Raw genomic sequence first — 20,779 nt, 5'->3', positions numbered from 1 at the left:
CAAATGCGATTTCAATCACCTATCCTCCTTTGTTTTTATCTTTTAAATAAAGGCGGTTTTTATAAATGTACTCCGCCACTGCTGTTGGTATAAGATAACAAATAGACATCCCTTTGGCAAGTCGTTCTCTTATGATCGTTGCTGTTAATTCCACCGGGATAACATTAAGAAAGATTACATCGCTGGGTTTGTGTCCTGGCAAAAGGGAAGGTTGTGGAACACCGGGCCTACTCATAACAACCAGTTTTGCTATTTTGGTAAGTTCCAGTGGTTTATGCCAGCGAGCAATCGAACGGTATTGGTCATATCCCAACATAAGAAAAAGACGAGCCTGAGGGAATATAAGGCGCAGACGGGTTAGAGTTTGTACAGTATAAGATGGCCCGGGATGATTCTCTTCTACCCGGGAAAGAGCAAATCGGGGATTACCAGCAATCGCCCGCCGGACCATTTCGACCCGAGAATTATAAGAGGCAACAGGCGGAGGTCGATGAGGAGGATGAAAGGTCGGGATAAAAATGACTTTGTCTAATTTTAATTTAAGTAAAACATCTTCCGCTATCAGAAGATGTCCCAAATGAATAGGGTCAAAACAACCGCCGAATATACCAATGCGGGTTCTGTTAACCGTACAGCGCCGCATTAGTGTATCCGGTTGAGATAACGCTGTGCCCCCTGTTTAACCCGAGGGGAAATTGCACTGGTAACCAATTCTTCGAAAATCGGGCGCGCCGCCTCAGGATTGCCAGTTTCATAATAACAAACAGCGAACTGATAACGGTCATTTTCTGACCAGTTAATTTCCGGATAGTTCTCTTTAATGAACTGGTAATAAATCAGCGCGGACTTGTACTCGCCAGCCTTGAAATAGAGTCGGGCGGCGTCAAACTCCTTTTGCACTAAACGGGACTCAATTTCCTTCAAAGCGTTTTGTGCCTGCTCCCGGAATCTTGAGTCAGGGTATTCTTCAAGAAACTCGTTCAGTAATTCTTGGGCTTTCAATACATCACTCTGGTCTTTATTGGGCGCTGGTGCCGAACGCAATGCCGCTATCGCTTTTTTAAAAGCGGCTTCTTCCTGAAATCGTCCGTTCGGAAAATTTTTAAGATAAAAGTCGAATTCACTTTGCGCCTGTTCATAATCTTTACTTTCAAAATAACAGTCAGCCAGGTAAAACTGAGCATCAGCTGCCTGGGCACTACCGGGGAAGTTAAAAATTAAGTAGGTAAAACCTTCTTCCGCTTTTTGAAACTTTTTCGCCTTTTTATCGGACAGTGCTCGTTCCAGCGCTTCCTGGGGTGTTGCGGGCTTTGTTTGTTCCTGTCTTTTCGGGCAGGCGGTGACAGTCAGAACTAACAGTAGTATCAGCCTCAAACTTAGGAAAGGTTTCAAATCCTTTTTACCACTTCCTGCACGATTGCCGTAAGTTTCGGTTCGGCTTCGTTGGCGACACGCAGCACCGTTGCCAGATCAACTGGCTGGAGCTGCTCAGGTATTCCCATATCGGTGATAACCGAAAAACCGAGAACCCGTAATCCGGCATGCCGGGCAACGATTGTTTCCGGTACCGTTGACATTCCCACAAGGTCAGCGCCGATAATGCGAAGATAGCGATACTCGGCGGCAGTTTCAAGATTGGGACCAGTAACCCAGGCATAAACTCCCCGGCGCAGGATTATGCTCAGTTCGGCCGCGACCGTTTCCGCCAGTTTAATCAATTGCGGGTCATAACATTCAAACATGTCAGGAAATCGTGGTCCCAGCGTTTCGTCATTAGGTCCCCTTAAAGGGTTCTGACCGGTAAGATTGATGTGGTCGGTAATAACTGCAATATCACCGGCTTGAAACTCAGGATTTAAGCCACCAGCGGCGTTTGAGACAATCAGCGTATCGATACCCAGTTCCTTCATTACCCGCACCGGATGGGTAATTTCTTGAGGTTCGTAACCTTCATAGTAATGAAACCGACCCTGCATTACCACCACCGGTTTAGCACTCAACATTCCAAGTATTAAACGACCACCATGACTTTCCACAGTCGGAATGGGGAAGTGGGGAATTGTCGCATAGGGAATGGTTACGGCATTTTCTACCTTCTCCGCAAGTTTACCCAAACCGGTACCGAGAATTATCCCGATTCGCGGTTTGAAAGCGGTTCTATTTCTTATCGCTTGAACGCTCTCTTGAATCCTTTGTTTCAGTGTTGGAGTGTGTGTCGGATTCATTTAGTTCTAACCGTCCTTTTTCAAATCTTTCTACTACTGCCAAGTAAGTATTGGCAATACCTTTGACCTCATCGAGTATCAGCGCCCGCCGCTTTTGTAACTCATTTAATTCGGACCGCATCTTTTCTGCCTCCTGCTTTATCTGTTCAATCATCAGTTCACGCTCTTTCTCCACATTGGCGCGCATCTCATCGGCAACCTGTTGTGCCGTAAGCAGCGTCTCTTTAAGTAGCTTCTCCATTTTTTCATAAGCGGCTACTCGTGAAGCAAGTTCATCGACCTTTTCTGCCAGTGCTGCTCGTTCCTTACGGAGTTCTTCAAACTCATTGGCAACGACGGCAAGAAAGGCTCGTACCTCTTTTACTGCATATCCCCGGAACGAGACAGAAAATGCCTTCTTCCTTATTTCAATTGGTGTTAACGCCATCGTTTTAGTCTATATTTATAAGAAGCGGTGTCAAGAAAAAGTATCATTCCAAACCAAATATCGGTTACTTGACACACCGATATCATTGAGTAAGATTGAACCGTGATAAAAATTACGGTTAATGGTGCTGTCCAAGAAGTCGAGCCCGGCATTACGGCTGGGGCAGCGTTGAATGATAAAAAGGCACTGGCGGCGATGGTAAACGGCCGGCTGGTTGACCTTTCCTTTCCGATAAAGGAAGACGCGGTAGTGCTTCCCGTGTACTTTGATTCAAAGGAAGGCCGCGAAATATTCTGGCATTCGGCATCGCATTTGATGGCACAGGCGGTAAAACAACTTTACCCGGAAGCGAAAGTTACGATTGGTCCGGCAGTTCCCGAAGGGTTTTACTATGATTTTGATGTCCCAAAGCCTTTCAATGAAGATGATTTACCCAGGATTGAAGAACGCATGCGTGAACTGGCGCGACAACAGATACCGATTGTTCACAAGTTTTTACCGAAAGAAGAGGCAATAGAACTGTTTCGGCAGCGAGGGGAGACCTACAAATTGGAGATTATTGCCGAAATACCTGATGAAGAGATTTCGGTTTACGAGCAAGGCGATTTTGTTGACCTCTGCCGTGGACCACATCTTCCTGACACAGGAAAAATCAAAGCGATAAAACTTTTAAGCGTTGCTGGGGCTTACTGGCGCGGCGATGAAAAGAACCGAATGCTTTCGCGAATTTACGGCGTAGCATTCCCTGATGAAAGTTTGCTGAAAGAGTGGCTGGAGCGCATCGAAGAGGCTAAGCGGCGCGACCACCGTAAACTGGGACCGGCTCTGGATTTATTCAGTTTCCATGAAGAGGCGGGTGCCGGTTTAGTGTTCTGGCATCCGAAAGGTGCTACGGTGCGCCGAATCATCCAGGATTACTGGGAAAAAGAGCATCTTGCCAACGGTTATCAGCTGGTAGTAACTCCTCATATCGCCCGGGCGCAGCTGTGGCGGCAGTCAGGACATTTTGATTATTATCGGGAAAATATGTATGTCCTTCCGGTGGAAAAGGAGGAGTATGTATTAAAACCAATGAACTGTCCGGGACATATTCTCATTTACCGCACAAAAGTTCACTCCTATCGCGACTTACCCCTCAGATTGGCAGAATGGGGAACAGTATATCGATATGAGCGTTCCGGTGTGCTCCACGGAACAATGCGAGTCCGCGGATTCACTCAAGATGATGCCCATATATTCTGCACTCAGGAGCAGGTCGGAGAAGAAATATACGGTGTCATTTCTTTATCGCTTAAAATGCTACGCCAATTTGGTTTCGAGAAATTTAGCGTTGCCCTTTCCGTGCGCGACCCCAAACATCCGGAAAATTATCTTGGTACTGATGAACAGTGGTCCGTAGCAGAAAATGCCCTGGTAAACACATTGAAACAACTGGGGTTAGATTTTTCCCGCGCTGAAGGCGAAGCGGTCTTCTATGGTCCCAAAATTGATATCCATCTTGCCGATTCATTGGGAAGAGAGTTTCAATGTGCCACCTGCCAATTTGATTTTAATCTTGCCCAGAAATTCAATGTTTACTATATGAATAATAATGGCGAACACCTGCCGACCTATCTTGTCCATCGTACCGTCCTTGGTAGTATCGAACGGTTTGTCGGAATCTTGATTGAACATTACGGTGGTGCTTTTCCAACCTGGCTGGCACCAGTTCAAGCGTGTGTTTTGACCGTGACCGATAAGGAAGCAGATTACGCCCGTGAGATTGTTGCAATGCTAAAAAAGGAAAATGTCAGAGTTGAAATTGATTTAAATAATGATAAAATTAGTTATAAAATAGGTGAAGCGGAAAGACAAAAAATTCCTTTTATGCTGGTCGTCGGCGCCAAAGAAAAGGCGACTAATACGGTTTCTCTGCGCCGACGCGGTAAAGGGAATCTTGGCAGTATGCCGCTGGAAAGAGTATTGGAACAAATAAAGGAGGAAACCTCTGGAAGAGCAACAGGAAAAGATTAAAGATTTCTATAAGGACCGACCAAAGGCAAACGAGCAGATTCGGGTTCCTTATGTGCGCGTAATTGGGGTTGATAAAAAGCCAATTGGGATTATGCCAACGCGCGAAGCGATTGCACTGGCGCGACGGCAAAACCTCGATCTGGTAATGTTAGCCCCAAAAGAAGAACCGCCGGTATGTGGCATTATGGACTATGGTCGGCACCTTTACGAGCAAAAGGCAAAACAGCGGGAGTCGAAAAAGAAACAGCATCAGACTCAGGTTCGAGAAATCAGGATGAAAATGAAAATTGACCGGCACGACTACGAAGTAAAACTCAAGAAAATGCGCGAGTTTATTGCCGCCCGAGACCGCGTTCGACTTACCCTGTGGCTGCGAGGTAGAGAAGTTCTCCATACCGACTTGGCTTATCAACTCATCGACCGAATACGACAAGACCTTGCTGATGTTGCAAAAGTAGAAGGGAACATTAAGTTACAAACCGAAGGAAAAAAATCTATTCAATTGATGTTGGTGCCCAAATGAAACAAAAAATTAAAACTTTAAGTTCACTAAAAAAACGGCTCAAATGTTCCGCTAATAAGAAATACCTTCATCGCCATAGCGGAACAAGCCATAATAACAGCGCCAAAAGTAGTAAATGTAAACGACGGCTCCATCGTACGGCAATCGTCGATAAAACACGAGTCAAGGCAATAAAAAAACTTGTTCCTTACTTATAACAGGAGAGCATAATGGCACGAGTTAAAACAGGACCAGCGACCAGAAAACGACGCAAAAAATGGTTGAAGCAGGCAAAAGGTTACTGGGGAGGAAAATCCCGTTTATACAAAACCGCCCGGCTGCAGGTAATGCATGGTTTATTGAGCGCTTACCGTGACCGTAAGCAGAAAAAACGAGTCTTCCGGGCATTGATGATAACCAGAATTAATGCTGCACTCCGTCCATATGACTTGAGTTACAGCCGATTTATGCACGGTATTAAACTGGCCGGAGTGAAACTTGACCGGAGTATTCTTTCCGAAGTTGCAATTAAATCCCCGGATGACTTTGCCCAGCTGGTCGCACTGGCAAAACAACACTTAGCAAGTTAACCCCGGGTTTGGCTTAAATTAAATCGGGGCGACTGGATTTGAACCAGCGACCCCCAGCACCCCAAGCTGGTGCGCTAAACCAACTGCGCTACGCCCCGATATATATCTTTTTTAATCCTATAACAAATTGACTATAAAGTCAAGAAGGTTTTTATTCTAAGGGAACTTCACTAATATATATTTTTTCCAATACCAATGAAGGAAGTTGATAAACAAGTTGCGCTTGCCAGCCTGCAATGATACGAGATTGAGGATTAGAAGCATAATAACGAATAATAATACGCTGATTAATCGAATCGTACCCCGTGTAACTGTATTTTATCGGTTGTGGTAAAGAGATACCTAACTTAGTTTCTAACTCATGTTGAAGCAGGAAACGGTGTTTTTCTCCGCCCTTTATCAGTCTGGTAATTCCTCTTTTCTTTATCTCGTCTTCGGATATAAGTCGAAAGTAGTACGGATATCTGCCAATTTGAACTGCTTGATTTGACGATAATATAAAACTTCGAATCTGAGAACCGGTATTACATGCGAAGCAAAGTAACAAAATGAGTCTTTTAAGAAATCGTCGCATCCTGAATTAATTTATTTTACCACCCTACTTATTTACAGTCAACTCAACGATATAGCAAAAAACTTTTACTGGCAAAATTTCCTTTTGACCCGAACATCGTGTAATATATAATTTCACAATGCGAATCGGGCTATGCCGCGCGCTCCACACATTTCACCATTTTGCCCTGTGGAACAGCTTTTTAAAAGAACTCGGCTTCGAGGTAGTCCTGACTCCCGGAACAACTTTCCAAATGGTTGAAGAAGGACTAAAAGTAGCACCCTCTGAATTATGTCTCCCGGTCAAGGTATTCCTGGGTCACATTACGATTTTACAACAAAAGGTGGACGCCATGTTAATTCCACGATTGGTGTGCCGAAAAATCGGCAATGATTTTTATTTTGGATGCCCCAAAGCACTCGCCCTTCCCGATTTGACCAGAGCCGTTTTTCCTAATTTAAATGAAATTATTATAGAATTAGTCATCGACGACAGAATCTTTTCTGAAACCACCGCATTAGTCCATTTTGCCCGCAAATTGAAAGTGAAAAAGGAGGACGCATTAGCAGCCTACCAAGTGGCAAAAAGAGCGGCGCGTGCGGCAAATGAATTAACACGACAAATAGCAACACCAATGCATATGTTCACGCAACGAAGCAACAAGCTTTTTTTAAAGCACAATCATTTTGAAATAAAAATCGGTCTTATTGGCCATCCTTACCTGTTGTTTGACGAATACCTGAACGGGGGGATTTTCAAATTCATTAATTCCTGCGGCGCCGAACCGGTTGTCTTATTCCCTGAAGAAAAGCAGATTATTCAGAATGCCCTGACCAAAAACACCCCTAACTGGTATTACGAACTGGAATTAATTACCAGTGCTCGACAACTGATTCAGGACAAAACAATCAGCGGGTTAATTTTATTCTCCAACTTTGCCTGTGGCACCGCTTCAGTTGTAAATGAACTAATACGGCGCGAAGTCGCTTCAAGAAGAAACATCCCGATACTTACACTTCTTATTGATGAACATACGAGTGAAACTGGATTAAAAACAAGACTGGAAGCATTTGTTGATTTGCTTAAGGTCAGAAGACAAAAGTAAGATATGAAAGTTGCATTTCCCTATATGGGAGACATCCATCTGGTGTTAGAACCGATTTTACGTACCCTCGGCGCTGATGTAGTTATTCCGCCCGAACCCAATAAAAATACCGTAGCAATCGGCACCCAGATTGCTCCTGAAACCATCTGTCTTCCCTTTAAAATTACATTGGGTAATATGCTAAACGCACTAAAATCAGGTGCTGACACTTTAGCGTATGTAAGCGGTTCGTGGTCCTGCCGATTTGGTTACTACGGCCGGCTGCAGGCTGACATCTTACGCGACTTAGGGTATCGGTTCAGGTTAATTGAACTGCGTCGTGACCGTATCCAGGAGATTGTCCGAACGGTGGTCGAATTAAACAATGGTAGTTTATCCGGGGCAGTTATTAAGACTTTAAAGGCGTTTCGGTTGGGATGGTGGAAAGCGATGACATTGGAGAAAACTTACAAAGCGCTCCGAGAAACGCTTCCGTTAGTAAAACAACCTGAAAAGTGCCACCGACTTTTCGACGAAATTATGAAGGAAATCACCCGAGCCCAAGTAATAAAAGAGTTACAGGACATCTCAGCATCAATTGCCCACCGTTTTGAAAACCTTCCGCGAAACGGCCGGACCAATGTTCTCAAAATCAAACTGATCGGCGAAAGTTACTGCACCATAGAACCGTTTATTAATTTTAATATTATAAAACGCGTAGGGGAGATGGGGGGCATTCTCGAACCGTTTCTTACTGGTCCACGCTGGCTCGGTTTCCACGGCTTCCGGATTGGCAAAAATGAAATAACCTTTGTTCAGAATATGGCAAAAAATTATTGGCGCTATTGTGTGGGTGGAGAAGATGCCAACTCAGTGGGGCATATGATCCTTGCCTGTCGCGAAGGTTACGATGGTGTAATTCATATCCACCCTTTTGCCTGTATGCCCAGCACCGTAGTACAGCCGACCCTTATAAAAATCAGCCAGGAGTACGATATTCCTTTTCTCTCTATTTCTGTTGATGAACATACCAGCGAGGCTGGGTTTATCACTCGTCTCGAAGCGTTTATCTCTCTTTTGGAACGAAGACGAGCATTGAGTAAGAAATCTTTGACAGAATAAAGACTTCCTCTATAATTTAAAGAAAAGAAGGTAAAAATGAAATTTGTGTATTCGGAACGATATCGATTTGATGTTGGTGTCCATGTATTTCCCACTGAAAAGTACAAAATGGTCCGCGAAGGGTTATTGGCGGAAGGCCTTGCCCGTGCTGAAGATTTTGTTGAACCACCAGAGCCTTCTGTTGATGACATTCGTCTTGTGCATACCAAGGAGTATGTTGATGACCTACTGAATCTACGCTGGACCGCACGCACGGTGCGTTCTGAATTACCTCTTACCTGGGAAATTGTCCAGGGGTTTTTCCTTCATGCATCAGGAACAATTCTTGCCTGTCAACTCGCATTAAATGATGGGGTAGCAATGAATATTGGCGGCGGTTTCCATCATGCATTCGCGGAACATGGAGAAGGTTTTTGCTATATTAACGATATTGCGGTAGCAATTAAAAAACTTCAGAAAGACGGTAAGCTGGAAAGAGCAGCAGTGATTGATTGTGACTTACATCAAGGAAATGGTACCGCCCGGATTTTTCAAAATGATCCCCGGGTCTACACTTTTTCTATTCACCAGGAGCATCTTTACCCAATCAAAGAACGTTCGGACTGGGATATTGGACTCGAAGATGAAACCGGAGACGAAGAGTATAATCGTTTGATGAAGGAAGCGGTTCCCAAAATTATCTCAGAACATCGCCCTCAACTTGTTGTCTATGTAGCAGGAGCCGACCCTTATTTCAATGACCAGTTAGGAACCTTAAGATTGACAAAACGCGGCCTTGCCTTAAGAGACCGAATCGTTCTGGAAAACTGCCATAAGGCTGGTATACCGGTTGCAACAGTTCTTGCCGGGGGCTATGCCCTTGATACAAAAGACACAGCCGAAATCCATATAAATACAGCGAAAGAATGCCTTAGAGTGCTCGGCCAGCTGCCATCCAAATCAACAGAAGAAATTCGCTCTAATCCCAACGAATCAGAAACCGCCAGCGCTTGACTCGTTATTCTGGTTCTGGGAAAAACAATCACTTGCGGTCAAGACATATTTGTATGATAACTTCATCGCATCCTGTTGAATATAGTAGATTCTGGGACCGCGAAGCCCATTCGCTCTATCGGAACGGATATCAGGTTACACTTATTGGATTAGGAAAAGAATTCAAGGTGGAATATATTGACGGCATAAAAACTGTCTCAGTTCCGGCTCGACAGCACTGGGACAAAATTGTTCTTCTTAAAGACATTGCCCGACTGGCTTTACAAGAAAATGCCGATGCCTATCAATGCCTCGACCCCTGGTGTCTGGCTATTGGTCTATGGTTAAAACGATTTTCCCCCCACATTTATCTTATATATGAATCAAGCGAGTGGTTTCCTCAAACATATCTTGATCGGCAGGATCTCCCATTACCTTTGCGCTGGCTGAGCTGGTTATTGGTCAGTTATCTGGAATACACCGCAAGTTCTCAGGCAGAGGCAATTATCGAAACTAATTATACAAGAGCACGCCGTTTTGTCCGGCGCGGTCGAGTCCCGATTCAAGTTCCCAATTATCCTCCGCTCGAACTCATTGGAACCCCGTTAGAAAATCGGAACCCCTGGTTTGTTTATACCGGACTTATATGCCGCCCACGCGGTTTTGACCAACTTCTTAAGGCGCTGACACTGGTTATTAAACGAGGCTATCGCGAAGTAAAATTGATGGTCAGGGGTGAATTTGACCAACGAGATGATATTGAAATATGGACAAAGGAGTACATAAATCGTCAGGCACTAACTGATAATGTAGTTTTTCTCTCAGCAATCCCGTCTTATGCAGGGGTATTTGATATTATAAAACCCTGCCTCGCAGGGCTGATTTTATTTCAACCCAAGCGAGGAAATGACTGGACCAATCAACCAAATAAGCTTTTTGAGTTCATGGGGTGTGGCTTAGCGGTTATCGCCAGTAATTTTCCTGAAATCGCTCGAGTAGTAAACGAATCAAAATGTGGATGGCTTGTTGACCCTACTCAGCCCGAAGCAATCGCCGAAGCAATGGTTGCTGTACTTGAAAAACCGGCAGACAGTATCCAGCGAGGTCTGGCGGGCCGAAAAGCGGTAGAGAAAAAATACAACTGGAGTGTTGCGGAAAAATCGCTGTTGGATATGTACCACGCTATTTTCTCAAAACCGGGGAGTGAAAATTGGTTTTATTGAAAAAGCCGGATAACCATCTTGAAGATTTACTGAAACGCGAAGGGATAATGTATCAGTCAAACAACCAAACCAGTAAATATCTGTTTATTACCCAGACCGCACATCAATTGATAATATCTGATTTTCCGGATGTTCCCACAGAAATCAAATCCTGTTTAAGAAAAATAAAATACATCGCCCCTGATAAATCAGGACTTCTTGATAAAGTAGGAATCGTTGATATAAACGCTCACTGCCTGATTCCGGTGTTAGCAAATATTGGTATCAGTGACCGAGGGTCCAATGTGCTTTATCTAAACGAAGACTCAGGTCAAGGAAAATTGCTTGTGATACCATTTTCTTTAAATGAATTGTTAAAACATCGAGGGATAACGCCTAAAAAATTTTGGGTTCAAGTCCCTCATTTTCCTTATGAGGAGGTTGCCTTTACTGATAGAGGAGGGGTCCGTAGGTTATTCCTCGCCTGTTTAAAGCATCTCTGGGAGTTAAACGGTTTACCTTTCGTGAGAATTTCCTGTAACCCTGGTTCGTTTCTCTCGACATTTGCCTTCAGAGTGGATACAGATTACAGTTCACCGATTCTAATCGAAAAATCTTTAAGGCTATCAGAAAAAGTGGGGATGCGCTGGACCTGGTTTGTTACTACCGGTGATAAGCCCGCTCAACTTAAAGCAATAATAAACATTCTCAAGGGACAGGATATTCAACTACACTGTCATCGTCATCAGGTTTATGTTGATGTTGCGCAAAATAAGGCAAATTACGCTGAAGGCAAAGAAATACTGAATCGATTGGGAATATCACCGGTTGGTGTTGCTGCGCCCTATGGTGAGTGGAATGAAAACCTGCAACAAGCATATGCCGAACTTGGCTTTAAATACTCCTCAGAGTTTGGCTATTCATATGACGACCTGCCCGAGCGACCATTAGTAAATGGACAGCGCAGTACGGTACTACAAATTCCGGTGCATCCAATTTCATTAGGAAGACTTGCCGAGGCGAAACTGGAGCGAAAAAAAATATTTGACTATTATGCCCGAATAATAGATTTGCAATGTTCCCGTTTAGAGCCCTGCTTTCTTTATGACCATCCAAAGTGGATCGTACATTACGCGGATGTCCTAAAAGACATTTTACAATACGGATTAGAACGATGTCGCAGCTGGGTCACACTAACCGACTACTACCGCTGGTGGCAACTTCGCGAATCGGTTAATTACCAGATCCAATTCAAAGATGACGGATTTGACTTAATAGTCGAACAAGCCATTCCGGAAATTAGTTTAGTCATAGAACAAAATAATCGAATTGCTTTCGTGCCAATTAAAACCCAGTCGACACGCTGGAACGAACTAAAGTGGATTGAAACTCCTCGAGTTAAGAGGTTTAACCCACATGAGTTATACACTCGACGGGCAGATTTACTTATGCAAATAAAGAGAAGATTGCAAAACTACCGTAGAAGGATAAAAAACAGCACCCATAGCATATTATGAAGATTTTATTTGGCTCTTTCTCGGCAATAACAACACTTGGGGGCGGCGTTGAAACCCAGGTTCGTTCTCTGGCTAACGCCCTGAGACAAAAGGGAATAGAGGTTGAATTGTTTGACCCGTGGAAAAGATACAATCTAAAAGAGTTCGACTTTTTTCATCTTTTCGGCGCTAATCTCGGAACATACCATTTTGGGCGGTCAATAAAAAATACCGGGGTGAAACTCGTTGTAACACCCATATTTTACAGCCGAAGTAACCCTAAAAAATTGAGATTTTATCTAATGCTCGGTACCGGCCTACGTAAGTATGGAGGTTTCTGGTCAGAACACCTTTTTTGCAAAGAACTGTGTGAAATGGCAGAACTCGTAATAGTGAATACCAAAGCAGAATTAAATTTGATTGAACAGGGCTTGGGGGTATCAAGAGAAAAAATGCAAATCGTGCCCAATGGAGTTGATAAAAGGTTTGCCTATGCTTCACCCGAACTGTTTATCAAAGAACACGGACTTCGAGATTTTGTGCTTTATGTAGGGCATATTGGATGGGGAAGAAAGAATGTCCTGCCATTGCTTAAAGTTTTACGCAAAACAGGATTAAAAGCGGTTCTGATTGGTCCGGTACTAAACAACACATATGGGCTTCAATGCCTCAAAATTGTTGCAGAAACGCCCTCGATAAAATTGATTCCGGGTCTGGCAGGTGATTCACCAATGATCGAGTCGGCTTACGCGGCATGCGACACATTCATTCTACCGTCTTTATATGAAACACCGGGTTTAGCAGCGCTGGAAGCAGGTTTAGCCGGCGCGAAAATATGCATAACTAAGTACGGTGGCACCATAGAGTATTTTGGTGAAAACGCAACCTATCTTGACCCCAAAAAAGAAAAATCCATCGAAGAAGCCCTGATAACAACTATTAACAAACCAAAGACAACTGCGCTCCAAAAGCACATAAAAGACAACTACACCTGGGATAAATGCGCCGCAAAACTTTTAGATATTTATAGCCAGTACTTTAAGTAAAGAGAGGAGACCAGAATTCCCGACACCGTAGAATCGAAACACGTTAGTTTTCTTGAAAAGAAAGTTTAGTTTACATAATAAATATTATCAGAAGAGATGTAGAATGTTGATAATTCGCTGGCTTGCTTTCTCTAAAATTTGAACCAGTTAGCCGCAATGTTGCCAAGTATCGGCATCTTCCAGTACTTACCGCTTGCTGCATTAATGATACCCATTATTATCATTACGACAATGTATACGTATACGACAAATGTCACAATCCAGCCGATGAACGGAATCCAGCCAATAATCCATATTGCGACGCTCAGTATGGTAAGGATAATCCCCTGTTTAACATGGAACTTGCAAAATGCGTTGTCTTTCATCGCCAAGAGCGGTACTAACCACAATAGCCATAAGTAAGACAACCAAGCTAATCCTTTACCTTTCTCAATATCTTCATCCGGGGTGCTTGCGGGCATCTGTTCTACCTTTTTTTCTTCTTCAGCCATTTTTCCTCCTTTTCGTTATTTACTTATCTCCACGCAACCGGTCTATGTAAAGACTCAGGATTGGAATACGCCAGTAACGACCGGTTGCTGCCTGAATCATACCAGCAATTGATAATATTATATACAGCAAAGAAATTACCGTCCCGACCAAATAATGGAATATCCAGGCAGCGGCTTTGAAAATGAACCCGATAAATATAACATTCCCAAGGACCTTCCCGAGAATTAAATCAAGGATGTAAACACATATCCAGAAAATCGTTAATGCGCATATCAGTATTACACTCTGAATACCGTGGAAACGGCAAAAATAATCCCGAGGACGTACTAAGAGTGGTAAAAAGAACAACATCGGGATATATCCTAATGCGGCAAGTAGTTTTCCTTCCTGGGAAACGGCTTGATATTGTTCAGGCGTATCTCGCATTTCCATTTCAATTGATTATACCAAATTGAATCAAGCTGTCAAAATTCAATTATTAAACAGTTTATACCGTTTATCGCCTGTCTGCGCGGGGAATTACCTTGCTGAAGTTTCAAATAAGTTCAACTGCTTGACTTATACCGGCAACTTTTTAACATTTCCTATGATTAAAGATGTCGAAATTTCCCGGGCAATCATCGAACATTGGACCGAACGGTTTATAAATAGTCTTAAAAATGATGTGGTAATCGTTGGAGCAGGCCCATCTGGTTTGACTGCTGCATGGAAACTTGCCGAAAAGGGTATAAAAGTAACAGTTTTTGAAAGAGCACTCAAACCGGGCGGCGGACTACCAGGTGGTGGAATGATGTTCTCTGACATCGTCGTACAAAAGGAAGCTACTGAGATCCTGCAACAACTGGAAGTAAGTTTTATCGAGCAACGGCCGGGCTATTTTGTGGCTGATGCAAATGAAATCCTTGGTGCATTGCTCGTTAAAGTTTACCGCGTTGGAGTAAAATTGTTTAATCTTATCAGCGCTGAAGATGTCGTACTGATTGGAGACCGGGTTCAAGGGCTGGTGTTAAATTGGACTGCGGTAGAAATGGCAAAACTTCATGTCGACCCGCTTACGGTATATTCTAAGGTTGTCATTGATGCTACGGGCCATGCTGCCGAGGTTGTAAATCATCTTATCCGTAAGGCAAAAGTCCGGCTGGCAACCCCTTCCGGGACAATAGAAGGAGAGCGGCCAATGTGGGCGGACGAAGCGGAAAGATTGACTCTTATTAACACAAAAGAGGTTTTCCCAGGGCTGTGGGTAACAGGAATGGCGGCAAACGCGGTGTTTGGCGGACCACGCATGGGTCCGATCTTCGGTGGAATGTTTCTCTCCGGTGTCAAAGTTGCCAAAGACATCTCACATTTCTTAAACAACGATGCAACAATCTCGTAAATTTCTTCTGTTTCTTTTGCTACTGTTCGTTGCTTGCGGTTATTCAACCCGGTCCCTTCTCCCCTCTCATTTAAAAACCGTTGCCCTTGGTTCAATAGAAAACTCTTCAACCCAACCCGGTTTAGCCGAAGAACTGACTTTCGCCCTTCCTCAAGCATTTAATCTTGACCGTTCGCTCCGCGTTACCAGTGTTGAACAAGCCCACTTACTTTTGACAGCAATTATTACTAACTACTCCAGGACTGCGGCGGCTTATAACTCTAATCAGGAAGTGTCCGCCTATGAAATAAGTATCACCGCCAATGTTGAAGTTATTGACCAAATTAGAAACGAACCCTTTTTTACCGGAAGTATATCAAGCCGTGTTTCCTATAATCCAGAAACCAGTTCGGAAGAGGAGGTGGCTAAAAAAGCAATTGAAAAGCTTGCCCAAGAGATTGTACGGCAAGTGATTACCGCATGGTAAAGTATTCATCCTCCCCACCTTCAACTGGTGACAGAGTTGAACTTTTTGTTGACCGTATTGTTGCCGGTGGCACCGGCCTTGCTAATTTAAACGGATGGAAGGTCTTTATCCCTTATGCCGCACCCCAGGAAAGAGTTGTAGCACAGATTATCATAAGAAAAAGGGATTACGGCATTGCCCGGATAAAAGAAATATTAGAACCATCTCCCTTTCGCGTTCCCGCCCCCTGTCCGTATTACGAAAAATGCGGTGGTTGTCAATTACAACACATTATTTACGAAGAACAACTGGTAATTAAAAAATTGCTGGTTAATGATGCCTTACAAAGGATTGGCAAAATTTTTGTTCCGGTTGCTAACATTAATTCCAAATCGACCCCCTGGCGTTATCGCAATAAAACCCAATACCCAGTTTCCGGCAGCACAAAAAAAATTCGAATTGGATTCTACCAGAAACAGAGCCATCGGGTAATCGATATCCCGGACTGTCTACTGCATCCTGAAGAGTTCAATCTGTTGCGCCAAAAAACATACGATGCCCTTGTTCAATTGGGCGAAACACCTTATAACGAAATCAAACATTCGGGTAATATCCGACATCTTGTAATGCGACAGGGTACGAACGGCGAAATACTCTTGATTGCCGTAACGAGGACGAAAGACATAAACCCGCAAGTTATCTCTTATCTAATTGATTTCCCTTCACTTACTGGAATCGTCCAGAATATAAACCCGCTGCCGACAAATAAAATTCTTGGTAATGATAGTATTGTCTTCTGGGGAAAGGAATATATCACGATAAAAATTCTCAAGAAAGAGTTTCGGGTTTCTGCCAGTTCATTTTTCCAGGTTAATATTCCTCAAGCCGAAGAACTCTGTTCAAAAGTAATTAAAGCAATTAACCCGCAGGGTGACGAAGTTGTACTCGATTTGTTCTGCGGGGTAGGATTGATCAGTTTACTGCTGGCAGATAGGGTTAGAAAAGTTATCGGAATAGAAATCGCCCAAGACGCGGTTGCTGATGCCCGTTTCAACGCCATAAATCTGGGTATCACCAACGCCGAGTTCATTCAGGGTGATGTCGATGCCATTATAAAAGACATCGAGCATGCCGATGTAATTGTCGTTGACCCGCCGCGTAAAGGTTGTTCTGCCAGTACAATTTCGCGCATCGTTGACCTGTCTCCCCGAACGTTAATCTATATCTCCTGCAACCCGGCAACGCTGGCGCGCGACCTTGCCCTTCTGGAAAATTCGGGTTATTCTTGTATATCGGTTGAACCATTAGATATGTTTCCACAAACTGCCCATATCGAGGTCGTAGCAAAAGTTATCCGAAAGTAACGCAATGGATGTATTTGAGGGCTTAATAATTGTTGATGCGCAGAACCCACCCGTTGCCGGGAAGTTGGTAACAGAGAGTGGAAAAGTTGCCGCAATTTTACCGAATCCCGAACTAAAAACAAAAAATTATATCGCACCTGGTTTCATCGATGCTCATACTCATCCAATAGAAACAGGCCTGGGAATGATTTATCCTGATTTTTCGGCTGCTTCTTCAATCGGCGAGGTCTTAGAAATTCTCGCGTCAAGCATCGCCAAGATGTCTGATTCTCCTGTTTTTCTGGGATTCAACTTGGACCCGGACCGGTTAAAAGAACACCGCTATCCTTACCGCCGGGAAATAGACCGGATATTTGACCGGGTACCAATCTTGATTTATCGGGTTGATGGCCATTCTGCTGCAGTAAATTCCAGGACGCTGGAAATGTTACCAGAAATAAACTATCCCGGGGTGGAATTGGACGGTGCCGGTAAACCAACCGGCGTTGTTAGGGGTAATGCATACGAGTTCCTTTCGGCAAACCTAAAACGCCGGCTCCCTTCAGAAATTATCCAGGAGGCAATCAACTTCACTGCACACACCGCTTTGCGCAACGGTGTCGTTGCCTTAGGAGCAATGGTGGGCTCGGACGAATACAGCGAAAACGAATGGGCAACTTTGCTTAACGCACTTACCAGCGCACCAATCAAAATGATTCCCTACCTTCAAACCTGGAATGTAAAAGTCGCAGAGCAGTTTTCTCTTTCCCGAATTGGAGGCTGTTTATTGCTTGACGGTTCCTTTGGTTCCCACACTGCGGCACTTCTCGAAGATTACGCCGACGCATCAGGATATCAGGGCGTGCTATATCACGAGGATAACCACATAATCGAATTTCTGAAACAGGCAATTAAAATGAATTTACAAACTGCGTTCCACGCCATTGGCGACCGTGCCGTCGAACAAATCGTTCGCTGCCACGAACAGGTTGCCGGTGCGCTGCCGAGAAAAGATTTGCGCCACCGGATTGAACATGCCGAACTACTCTCTTCAGATTTAATTAAAAGGATTGCAGCGCAGGGGTTGGTAATCTGTGTCCAACCTGCCTTTGAAACCACCTGGGGCGGTCCACAGGGTATGTACGCTAAGCGATTGGGTGCGCGCTGGCGGTCTACCAACCCCTATCGAACCCTGTTTGACAACAAAATCGTTGTCGCCGGCGGCTCAGATGCACCAATCACACCGCTTGACCCACTCCGTGGGATTTATGCGGCAATGAACCTGCCCAATGAAGCACAACGAATCACCGGATCTGAAGCACTGGCACTTTTTACCGAAAATGCGGCATACTCTCTCGGCATTGAAAATATTTGCGGCAGGATTGCACCGGGTATGGAAGCAAATTTTGTCGTGCTCAGTAGCGACCCAAGAGAAGATGTTCATTGCCAGATATTGGCAACATATTACCAGGGTAAAATGCTTTTTAGCACCTCTCCTGTGAAAGAAAGATGAAAAATCAAGAACTTGCAGAAATCTTCGACCAGATTGCCGATGCCTTAGAGCTAAAAGGAGAAACCGGTTTTCGGGTCCTCGCTTATCGTAAGGCAGCCCGGGTGCTTGCCGAACTAACCGAAGATATCGAAGAACTTGACCGGGAAAATCGATTGGAAACTATCCCGGGGATTGGTTCCGGAATTGCCAAAAAGATTCATGAGTATCTGACCACCGGCAAAATGCAAAAACTCAAAGAGGTTACGAATGGTCTGGAACCCGGCCTCTTTGTCCTGCTAAAAATTCCCGGGGTTGGGCCCAAAACAGTACGGCTCCTTAATCAAAAACTTGGGGTAAAAGACCTTGAAGATTTAAAGAAAGTTCTTGCCGACGGTTCAGCCGCAAAACTACCCGGTATGGGAAGAAAAAAGGTAGAAAATATACTGCAAGGCATCCAAACCGCCGAACATGCCGGAGAAAGAATGTATCTAAACGAAGCGTATGAGTTAGCCGAAGCGATTGTGAATTATATTAAGAATGCGGGTGTTGCCGACCAGGTGACCTTTGCCGGTTCCCTGCGCCGGGGCAAAGAAACAATCGGCGATATCGACATCCTTGCCAGCGGTAAAAATCCGACCGCGATTATCAACTGTTTTATTAATTATCCCCAAAAACACCAGGTGGTTTCAGCCGGTGACACCAAGGCGTCGATTGTTGTAAGTGCCGGAAAGGCGCTTCGCCAGATTGACCTGCGAGTTGTCCACAAAAGTGAATTCGGGGCTGCCCTGCAGTACTTTACCGGTTCGAAAGACCACAATATCGCCCTGAGAACAATTGCCCAGAAACAGGGTTTGAAGATTTCTGAATATGGCGTTTTCCAGGGTGAAAAAAAGATTGCCGGAAAGAACGAAACCGAAGTGTATCAAGCCCTTGGTCTCCCCTACATCGAACCCGAATTACGCGAAGACCGGGGCGAAATCGAAGCCGCAAAAGCCGGGCGTCTTCCCCACCTTATTCAATTAGCCGACATTAAATCGGACCTTCATATCCATACCGATGCTTCCGACGGTCTGTCATCACTGGAAGATATTGTTACCGCCTGCCGGCAAAGAGGTTATACCCATATTGCAATTGCTGAACATTCGGTATCAGCCGGTTATGCCGGAGGGCTTAGTGAAGATGAACTCCTGCGCCGGTGTGAAACGATTGACCGGTTAAACAACAAACTCACCGGATTCCGGGTGTTAAAAGCCGCGGAAGTAGACATCACACCTGAAGGAAAACTTGACTATTCAGACCGAACCCTTAAGCAATTAGACCTGGTCATTGCTTCAATCCACCAGGCATTTAACCGGGAAGCAACCAAACGCATTTGCTTTGCAATTGAACACCCACTGGTCCACATCATCGCCCACCCGAGCGGTCGACTTATCAACAAAAGACCGGGCTATGATATCGACCTCGAAAAGGTAATTGAATGGGCCGCCAAATTCAAAAAAATCCTTGAGATTAACTCGTATTACGCCCGTCTTGATTTAAACGATGTCTGGGCAAAAAAGGCAAAAGATGCTGGCGTGCTTCTGGCAATTAACACCGATGCTCATGCAGTTGCCGACCTCTCCTGGATGCGTTACGGGGTCATTACCGCGCGCCGGGCGTGGCTGGAAAAAACCGATGTGATTAATTGCCTTACCTTAAACCAGCTTTTAAAACTTCTAAAATCCATCAGGCAGATTTAACGCCCGCTCATTCGTTTATCAAGCCATCGACAGCCGGCTAAAACCTCTTTCAGGCTGCCAATCTGGTGTTCACCTTTTGTCACAAGTAATGTACAAGCCACCCCTGCGGACGCAAACTCTTCAAACATTCTGTAATTACTCTGGCAATTCCAGTCTTTTTCTCTCGTAACAAGATAGATAAAGTTGTTGGTAAACATCGAGGGTGAATCGGCTAATCTTGGTGCTACCATCGGAGCACATACCACAACCACGCCCCGGATTAACTCCGGATGCATAAGGGCTGTTGCCAAAGCCTGACCGCCCTGACCGGAAAATCCATAAATAACAATCCGGCTGGAATCAACCGGATATCGGTTGATTAACTTTTTCACAGTGCGATAGATATCAGCATCGTTAAGATAAATATCTCGGTGATTGCGACTGGCATGGCAGGTAGCCAGCGCCCAATTCAGAGAGTCCGCAATAAGTCTAAAACTGTCGATATCTCCGCGGGTTGCACCATTACACTGGAGGACAATTAAACCGGGGACCAGAATTTTCTCACTTACGACCCTTGACGGCACATAGTAACAGTTACTGTCTTCATCGCAATAGACCACGGGCTGAGAAATCAAATTCAGCGCAACAAAACACAATCCCCAGAAAAGTCCCATTTCGA

At 44.5% G+C, this 20,779-nt stretch carries 22 protein-coding genes and 1 tRNA gene; 15 read left to right on the top strand and 8 right to left on the bottom strand.

Annotation, left to right across the window (positions count from 1 at the left end; all coding sequences use genetic code 11):
* Nucleotides 1-19: 19 nt before the first annotated feature.
* From nadD to HPY86_01590, 4 genes are read right to left on the bottom strand one after another with little or no spacing between them, the layout of a single operon-like run.
* On the bottom strand, nt 20-643 hold the full coding sequence (gene nadD / locus HPY86_01605; protein NPV13612.1) for a nicotinate (nicotinamide) nucleotide adenylyltransferase: 624 nt from the start codon (nt 641-643) through the stop codon (nt 20-22).
* Nucleotides 643-1,392, bottom strand: coding sequence for an outer membrane protein assembly factor BamD (gene bamD / locus HPY86_01600; protein NPV13611.1), 750 nt, complete (start codon nt 1,390-1,392; stop codon nt 643-645). Before bamD ends, nadD begins: the two co-directional genes overlap by 1 nt.
* Nucleotides 1,389-2,225: a purine-nucleoside phosphorylase gene (locus HPY86_01595; protein NPV13610.1), complete on the bottom strand. Its 837-nt coding sequence runs from the start codon at nt 2,223-2,225 to the stop codon at nt 1,389-1,391. Before HPY86_01595 ends, bamD begins: the two co-directional genes overlap by 4 nt.
* Nucleotides 2,158-2,652 (bottom strand): DivIVA domain-containing protein, encoded by a 495-nt coding sequence (locus HPY86_01590; protein ID NPV13609.1) that lies wholly within the window; start codon nt 2,650-2,652, stop codon nt 2,158-2,160. Before HPY86_01590 ends, HPY86_01595 begins: the two co-directional genes overlap by 68 nt.
* Before the next feature lie 102 nt (nt 2,653-2,754).
* Between HPY86_01590 and thrS the strand changes: the two genes are divergently transcribed.
* From thrS to rplT, 4 genes are read left to right on the top strand one after another with little or no spacing between them, the layout of a single operon-like run.
* A complete protein-coding gene (gene thrS, locus HPY86_01585) occupies nt 2,755-4,665 on the top strand; it encodes a threonine--tRNA ligase (protein ID NPV13608.1) in 1,911 nt (636 codons plus the stop codon).
* A gap of 52 nt (nt 4,666-4,717) precedes the next feature.
* The gene (locus tag HPY86_01580) at nt 4,718-5,188 is read left to right on the top strand and encodes a translation initiation factor IF-3 (protein NPV13607.1); all 471 of its coding nucleotides are present in this window, start codon (nt 4,718-4,720) and stop codon (nt 5,186-5,188) included.
* Complete coding sequence (gene rpmI / locus HPY86_01575) at nt 5,185-5,385, top strand: 50S ribosomal protein L35 (protein ID NPV13606.1); 201 nt, start codon at nt 5,185-5,187, stop codon at nt 5,383-5,385. Before HPY86_01580 ends, rpmI begins: the two co-directional genes overlap by 4 nt.
* Nucleotides 5,386-5,397: 12 nt before the next feature.
* Nucleotides 5,398-5,757 (top strand): 50S ribosomal protein L20, encoded by a 360-nt coding sequence (gene rplT / locus HPY86_01570; protein NPV13605.1) that lies wholly within the window; start codon nt 5,398-5,400, stop codon nt 5,755-5,757.
* Between the two features lie 23 nt (nt 5,758-5,780).
* On the opposite strand, the gene HPY86_01565 is transcribed toward rplT, so the two are convergent.
* A tRNA-Pro gene (locus HPY86_01565) sits at nt 5,781-5,855 on the bottom strand.
* Nucleotides 5,856-6,449: 594 nt separating this feature from the next.
* Between HPY86_01565 and HPY86_01560 the strand changes: the two genes are divergently transcribed.
* From HPY86_01560 to HPY86_01535, 6 genes are read left to right on the top strand one after another with little or no spacing between them, the layout of a single operon-like run.
* Nucleotides 6,450-7,415, top strand: a complete 966-nt coding sequence (locus tag HPY86_01560; GenBank protein ID NPV13604.1) for a hypothetical protein — start codon at nt 6,450-6,452, stop codon at nt 7,413-7,415.
* Nucleotides 7,416-7,418: 3 nt separating this feature from the next.
* Complete coding sequence (locus HPY86_01555; protein ID NPV13603.1) at nt 7,419-8,516, top strand: hypothetical protein; 1,098 nt, start codon at nt 7,419-7,421, stop codon at nt 8,514-8,516.
* Nucleotides 8,517-8,552: 36 nt separating this feature from the next.
* Nucleotides 8,553-9,509, top strand: a complete 957-nt coding sequence (locus HPY86_01550; protein ID NPV13602.1) for a histone deacetylase — start codon at nt 8,553-8,555, stop codon at nt 9,507-9,509.
* On the top strand, nt 9,506-10,711 hold the full coding sequence (locus HPY86_01545; GenBank protein NPV13601.1) for a glycosyltransferase: 1,206 nt from the start codon (nt 9,506-9,508) through the stop codon (nt 10,709-10,711). Before HPY86_01550 ends, HPY86_01545 begins: the two co-directional genes overlap by 4 nt.
* Nucleotides 10,708-12,207, top strand: a complete 1,500-nt coding sequence (locus HPY86_01540) for a polysaccharide deacetylase family protein (protein ID NPV13600.1) — start codon at nt 10,708-10,710, stop codon at nt 12,205-12,207. The genes HPY86_01545 and HPY86_01540 overlap by 4 nt, the downstream gene beginning before the upstream one ends.
* A complete protein-coding gene (locus HPY86_01535; protein ID NPV13599.1) occupies nt 12,204-13,232 on the top strand; it encodes a glycosyltransferase family 4 protein in 1,029 nt (342 codons plus the stop codon). The genes HPY86_01540 and HPY86_01535 overlap by 4 nt, the downstream gene beginning before the upstream one ends.
* A 131-nt stretch (nt 13,233-13,363) precedes the next feature.
* Here HPY86_01535 and HPY86_01530 read toward each other — a convergent pair whose 3' ends face one another.
* Both HPY86_01530 and HPY86_01525 read right to left on the bottom strand, forming a co-directional pair.
* Nucleotides 13,364-13,723: a hypothetical protein gene (locus HPY86_01530; protein ID NPV13598.1), complete on the bottom strand. Its 360-nt coding sequence runs from the start codon at nt 13,721-13,723 to the stop codon at nt 13,364-13,366.
* A gap of 19 nt (nt 13,724-13,742) precedes the next feature.
* On the bottom strand, nt 13,743-14,156 hold the full coding sequence (locus tag HPY86_01525; protein NPV13597.1) for a hypothetical protein: 414 nt from the start codon (nt 14,154-14,156) through the stop codon (nt 13,743-13,745).
* Between the two features lie 154 nt (nt 14,157-14,310).
* On the opposite strand from HPY86_01525, the gene HPY86_01520 reads away from it, so the two are divergent.
* From HPY86_01520 to polX, 5 genes are read left to right on the top strand one after another with little or no spacing between them, the layout of a single operon-like run.
* On the top strand, nt 14,311-15,102 hold the full coding sequence (locus HPY86_01520; protein NPV13596.1) for a thiazole biosynthesis protein: 792 nt from the start codon (nt 14,311-14,313) through the stop codon (nt 15,100-15,102).
* Nucleotides 15,086-15,568, top strand: a complete 483-nt coding sequence (locus tag HPY86_01515; protein NPV13595.1) for an LptE family protein — start codon at nt 15,086-15,088, stop codon at nt 15,566-15,568. Before HPY86_01520 ends, HPY86_01515 begins: the two co-directional genes overlap by 17 nt.
* Nucleotides 15,562-16,911 (top strand): 23S rRNA (uracil(1939)-C(5))-methyltransferase RlmD, encoded by a 1,350-nt coding sequence (gene rlmD, locus HPY86_01510; GenBank protein NPV13594.1) that lies wholly within the window; start codon nt 15,562-15,564, stop codon nt 16,909-16,911. Before HPY86_01515 ends, rlmD begins: the two co-directional genes overlap by 7 nt.
* Nucleotides 16,912-16,915: 4 nt before the next feature.
* Nucleotides 16,916-18,403, top strand: a complete 1,488-nt coding sequence (locus HPY86_01505) for an amidohydrolase family protein (GenBank protein ID NPV13593.1) — start codon at nt 16,916-16,918, stop codon at nt 18,401-18,403.
* Entirely contained in the window at nt 18,400-20,121 is a 1,722-nt protein-coding gene (polX, locus tag HPY86_01500; protein NPV13592.1) for a DNA polymerase/3'-5' exonuclease PolX, read from the top strand. Before HPY86_01505 ends, polX begins: the two co-directional genes overlap by 4 nt.
* On the opposite strand, the gene HPY86_01495 is transcribed toward polX, so the two are convergent.
* Nucleotides 20,118-20,774: a prolyl oligopeptidase family serine peptidase gene (locus tag HPY86_01495; protein NPV13591.1), complete on the bottom strand. Its 657-nt coding sequence runs from the start codon at nt 20,772-20,774 to the stop codon at nt 20,118-20,120. The genes polX and HPY86_01495 overlap by 4 nt on opposite strands.
* Between the last annotated feature and the right edge of the window lie 5 nt (nt 20,775-20,779).

The organism is candidate division WOR-3 bacterium (genome assembly GCA_013177935.1).
Lineage (GTDB): Bacteria > Hydrothermota > Tepidihabitantia > Tepidihabitantales > Tepidihabitantaceae > Tepidihabitans.
The sequence above is the reverse complement of the archived record's forward strand: the minus strand, read 5'-3'. Positions and strand labels throughout refer to the sequence as shown.

What these genes read in the sequence shown, in the direction of transcription:
- nadD (NPV13612.1), bottom strand. Translation starts at nt 643, where the DNA reads ATGCGGCGCTGTACGGTTAACAGAACCCGCATTGGTATATTCGGCGGT.
- HPY86_01595 (NPV13610.1), bottom strand. Translation starts at nt 2,225, where the DNA reads ATGAATCCGACACACACTCCAACACTGAAACAAAGGATTCAAGAGAGC.
- HPY86_01590 (NPV13609.1), bottom strand. Translation starts at nt 2,652, where the DNA reads ATGGCGTTAACACCAATTGAAATAAGGAAGAAGGCATTTTCTGTCTCG.
- rpmI (NPV13606.1), top strand. Translation starts at nt 5,185, where the DNA reads ATGAAACAAAAAATTAAAACTTTAAGTTCACTAAAAAAACGGCTCAAA.
- rplT (NPV13605.1), top strand. Translation starts at nt 5,398, where the DNA reads ATGGCACGAGTTAAAACAGGACCAGCGACCAGAAAACGACGCAAAAAA.
- HPY86_01560 (NPV13604.1), top strand. Translation starts at nt 6,450, where the DNA reads ATGCGAATCGGGCTATGCCGCGCGCTCCACACATTTCACCATTTTGCC.
- HPY86_01555 (NPV13603.1), top strand. Translation starts at nt 7,419, where the DNA reads ATGAAAGTTGCATTTCCCTATATGGGAGACATCCATCTGGTGTTAGAA.
- HPY86_01550 (NPV13602.1), top strand. Translation starts at nt 8,553, where the DNA reads ATGAAATTTGTGTATTCGGAACGATATCGATTTGATGTTGGTGTCCAT.
- HPY86_01535 (NPV13599.1), top strand. Translation starts at nt 12,204, where the DNA reads ATGAAGATTTTATTTGGCTCTTTCTCGGCAATAACAACACTTGGGGGC.
- HPY86_01530 (NPV13598.1), bottom strand. Translation starts at nt 13,723, where the DNA reads ATGGCTGAAGAAGAAAAAAAGGTAGAACAGATGCCCGCAAGCACCCCG.
- HPY86_01525 (NPV13597.1), bottom strand. Translation starts at nt 14,156, where the DNA reads ATGGAAATGCGAGATACGCCTGAACAATATCAAGCCGTTTCCCAGGAA.
- HPY86_01520 (NPV13596.1), top strand. Translation starts at nt 14,311, where the DNA reads ATGATTAAAGATGTCGAAATTTCCCGGGCAATCATCGAACATTGGACC.
- HPY86_01515 (NPV13595.1), top strand. Translation starts at nt 15,086, where the DNA reads ATGCAACAATCTCGTAAATTTCTTCTGTTTCTTTTGCTACTGTTCGTT.
- rlmD (NPV13594.1), top strand. Translation starts at nt 15,562, where the DNA reads ATGGTAAAGTATTCATCCTCCCCACCTTCAACTGGTGACAGAGTTGAA.
- HPY86_01505 (NPV13593.1), top strand. Translation starts at nt 16,916, where the DNA reads ATGGATGTATTTGAGGGCTTAATAATTGTTGATGCGCAGAACCCACCC.
- polX (NPV13592.1), top strand. Translation starts at nt 18,400, where the DNA reads ATGAAAAATCAAGAACTTGCAGAAATCTTCGACCAGATTGCCGATGCC.
- HPY86_01495 (NPV13591.1), bottom strand. Translation starts at nt 20,774, where the DNA reads ATGGGACTTTTCTGGGGATTGTGTTTTGTTGCGCTGAATTTGATTTCT.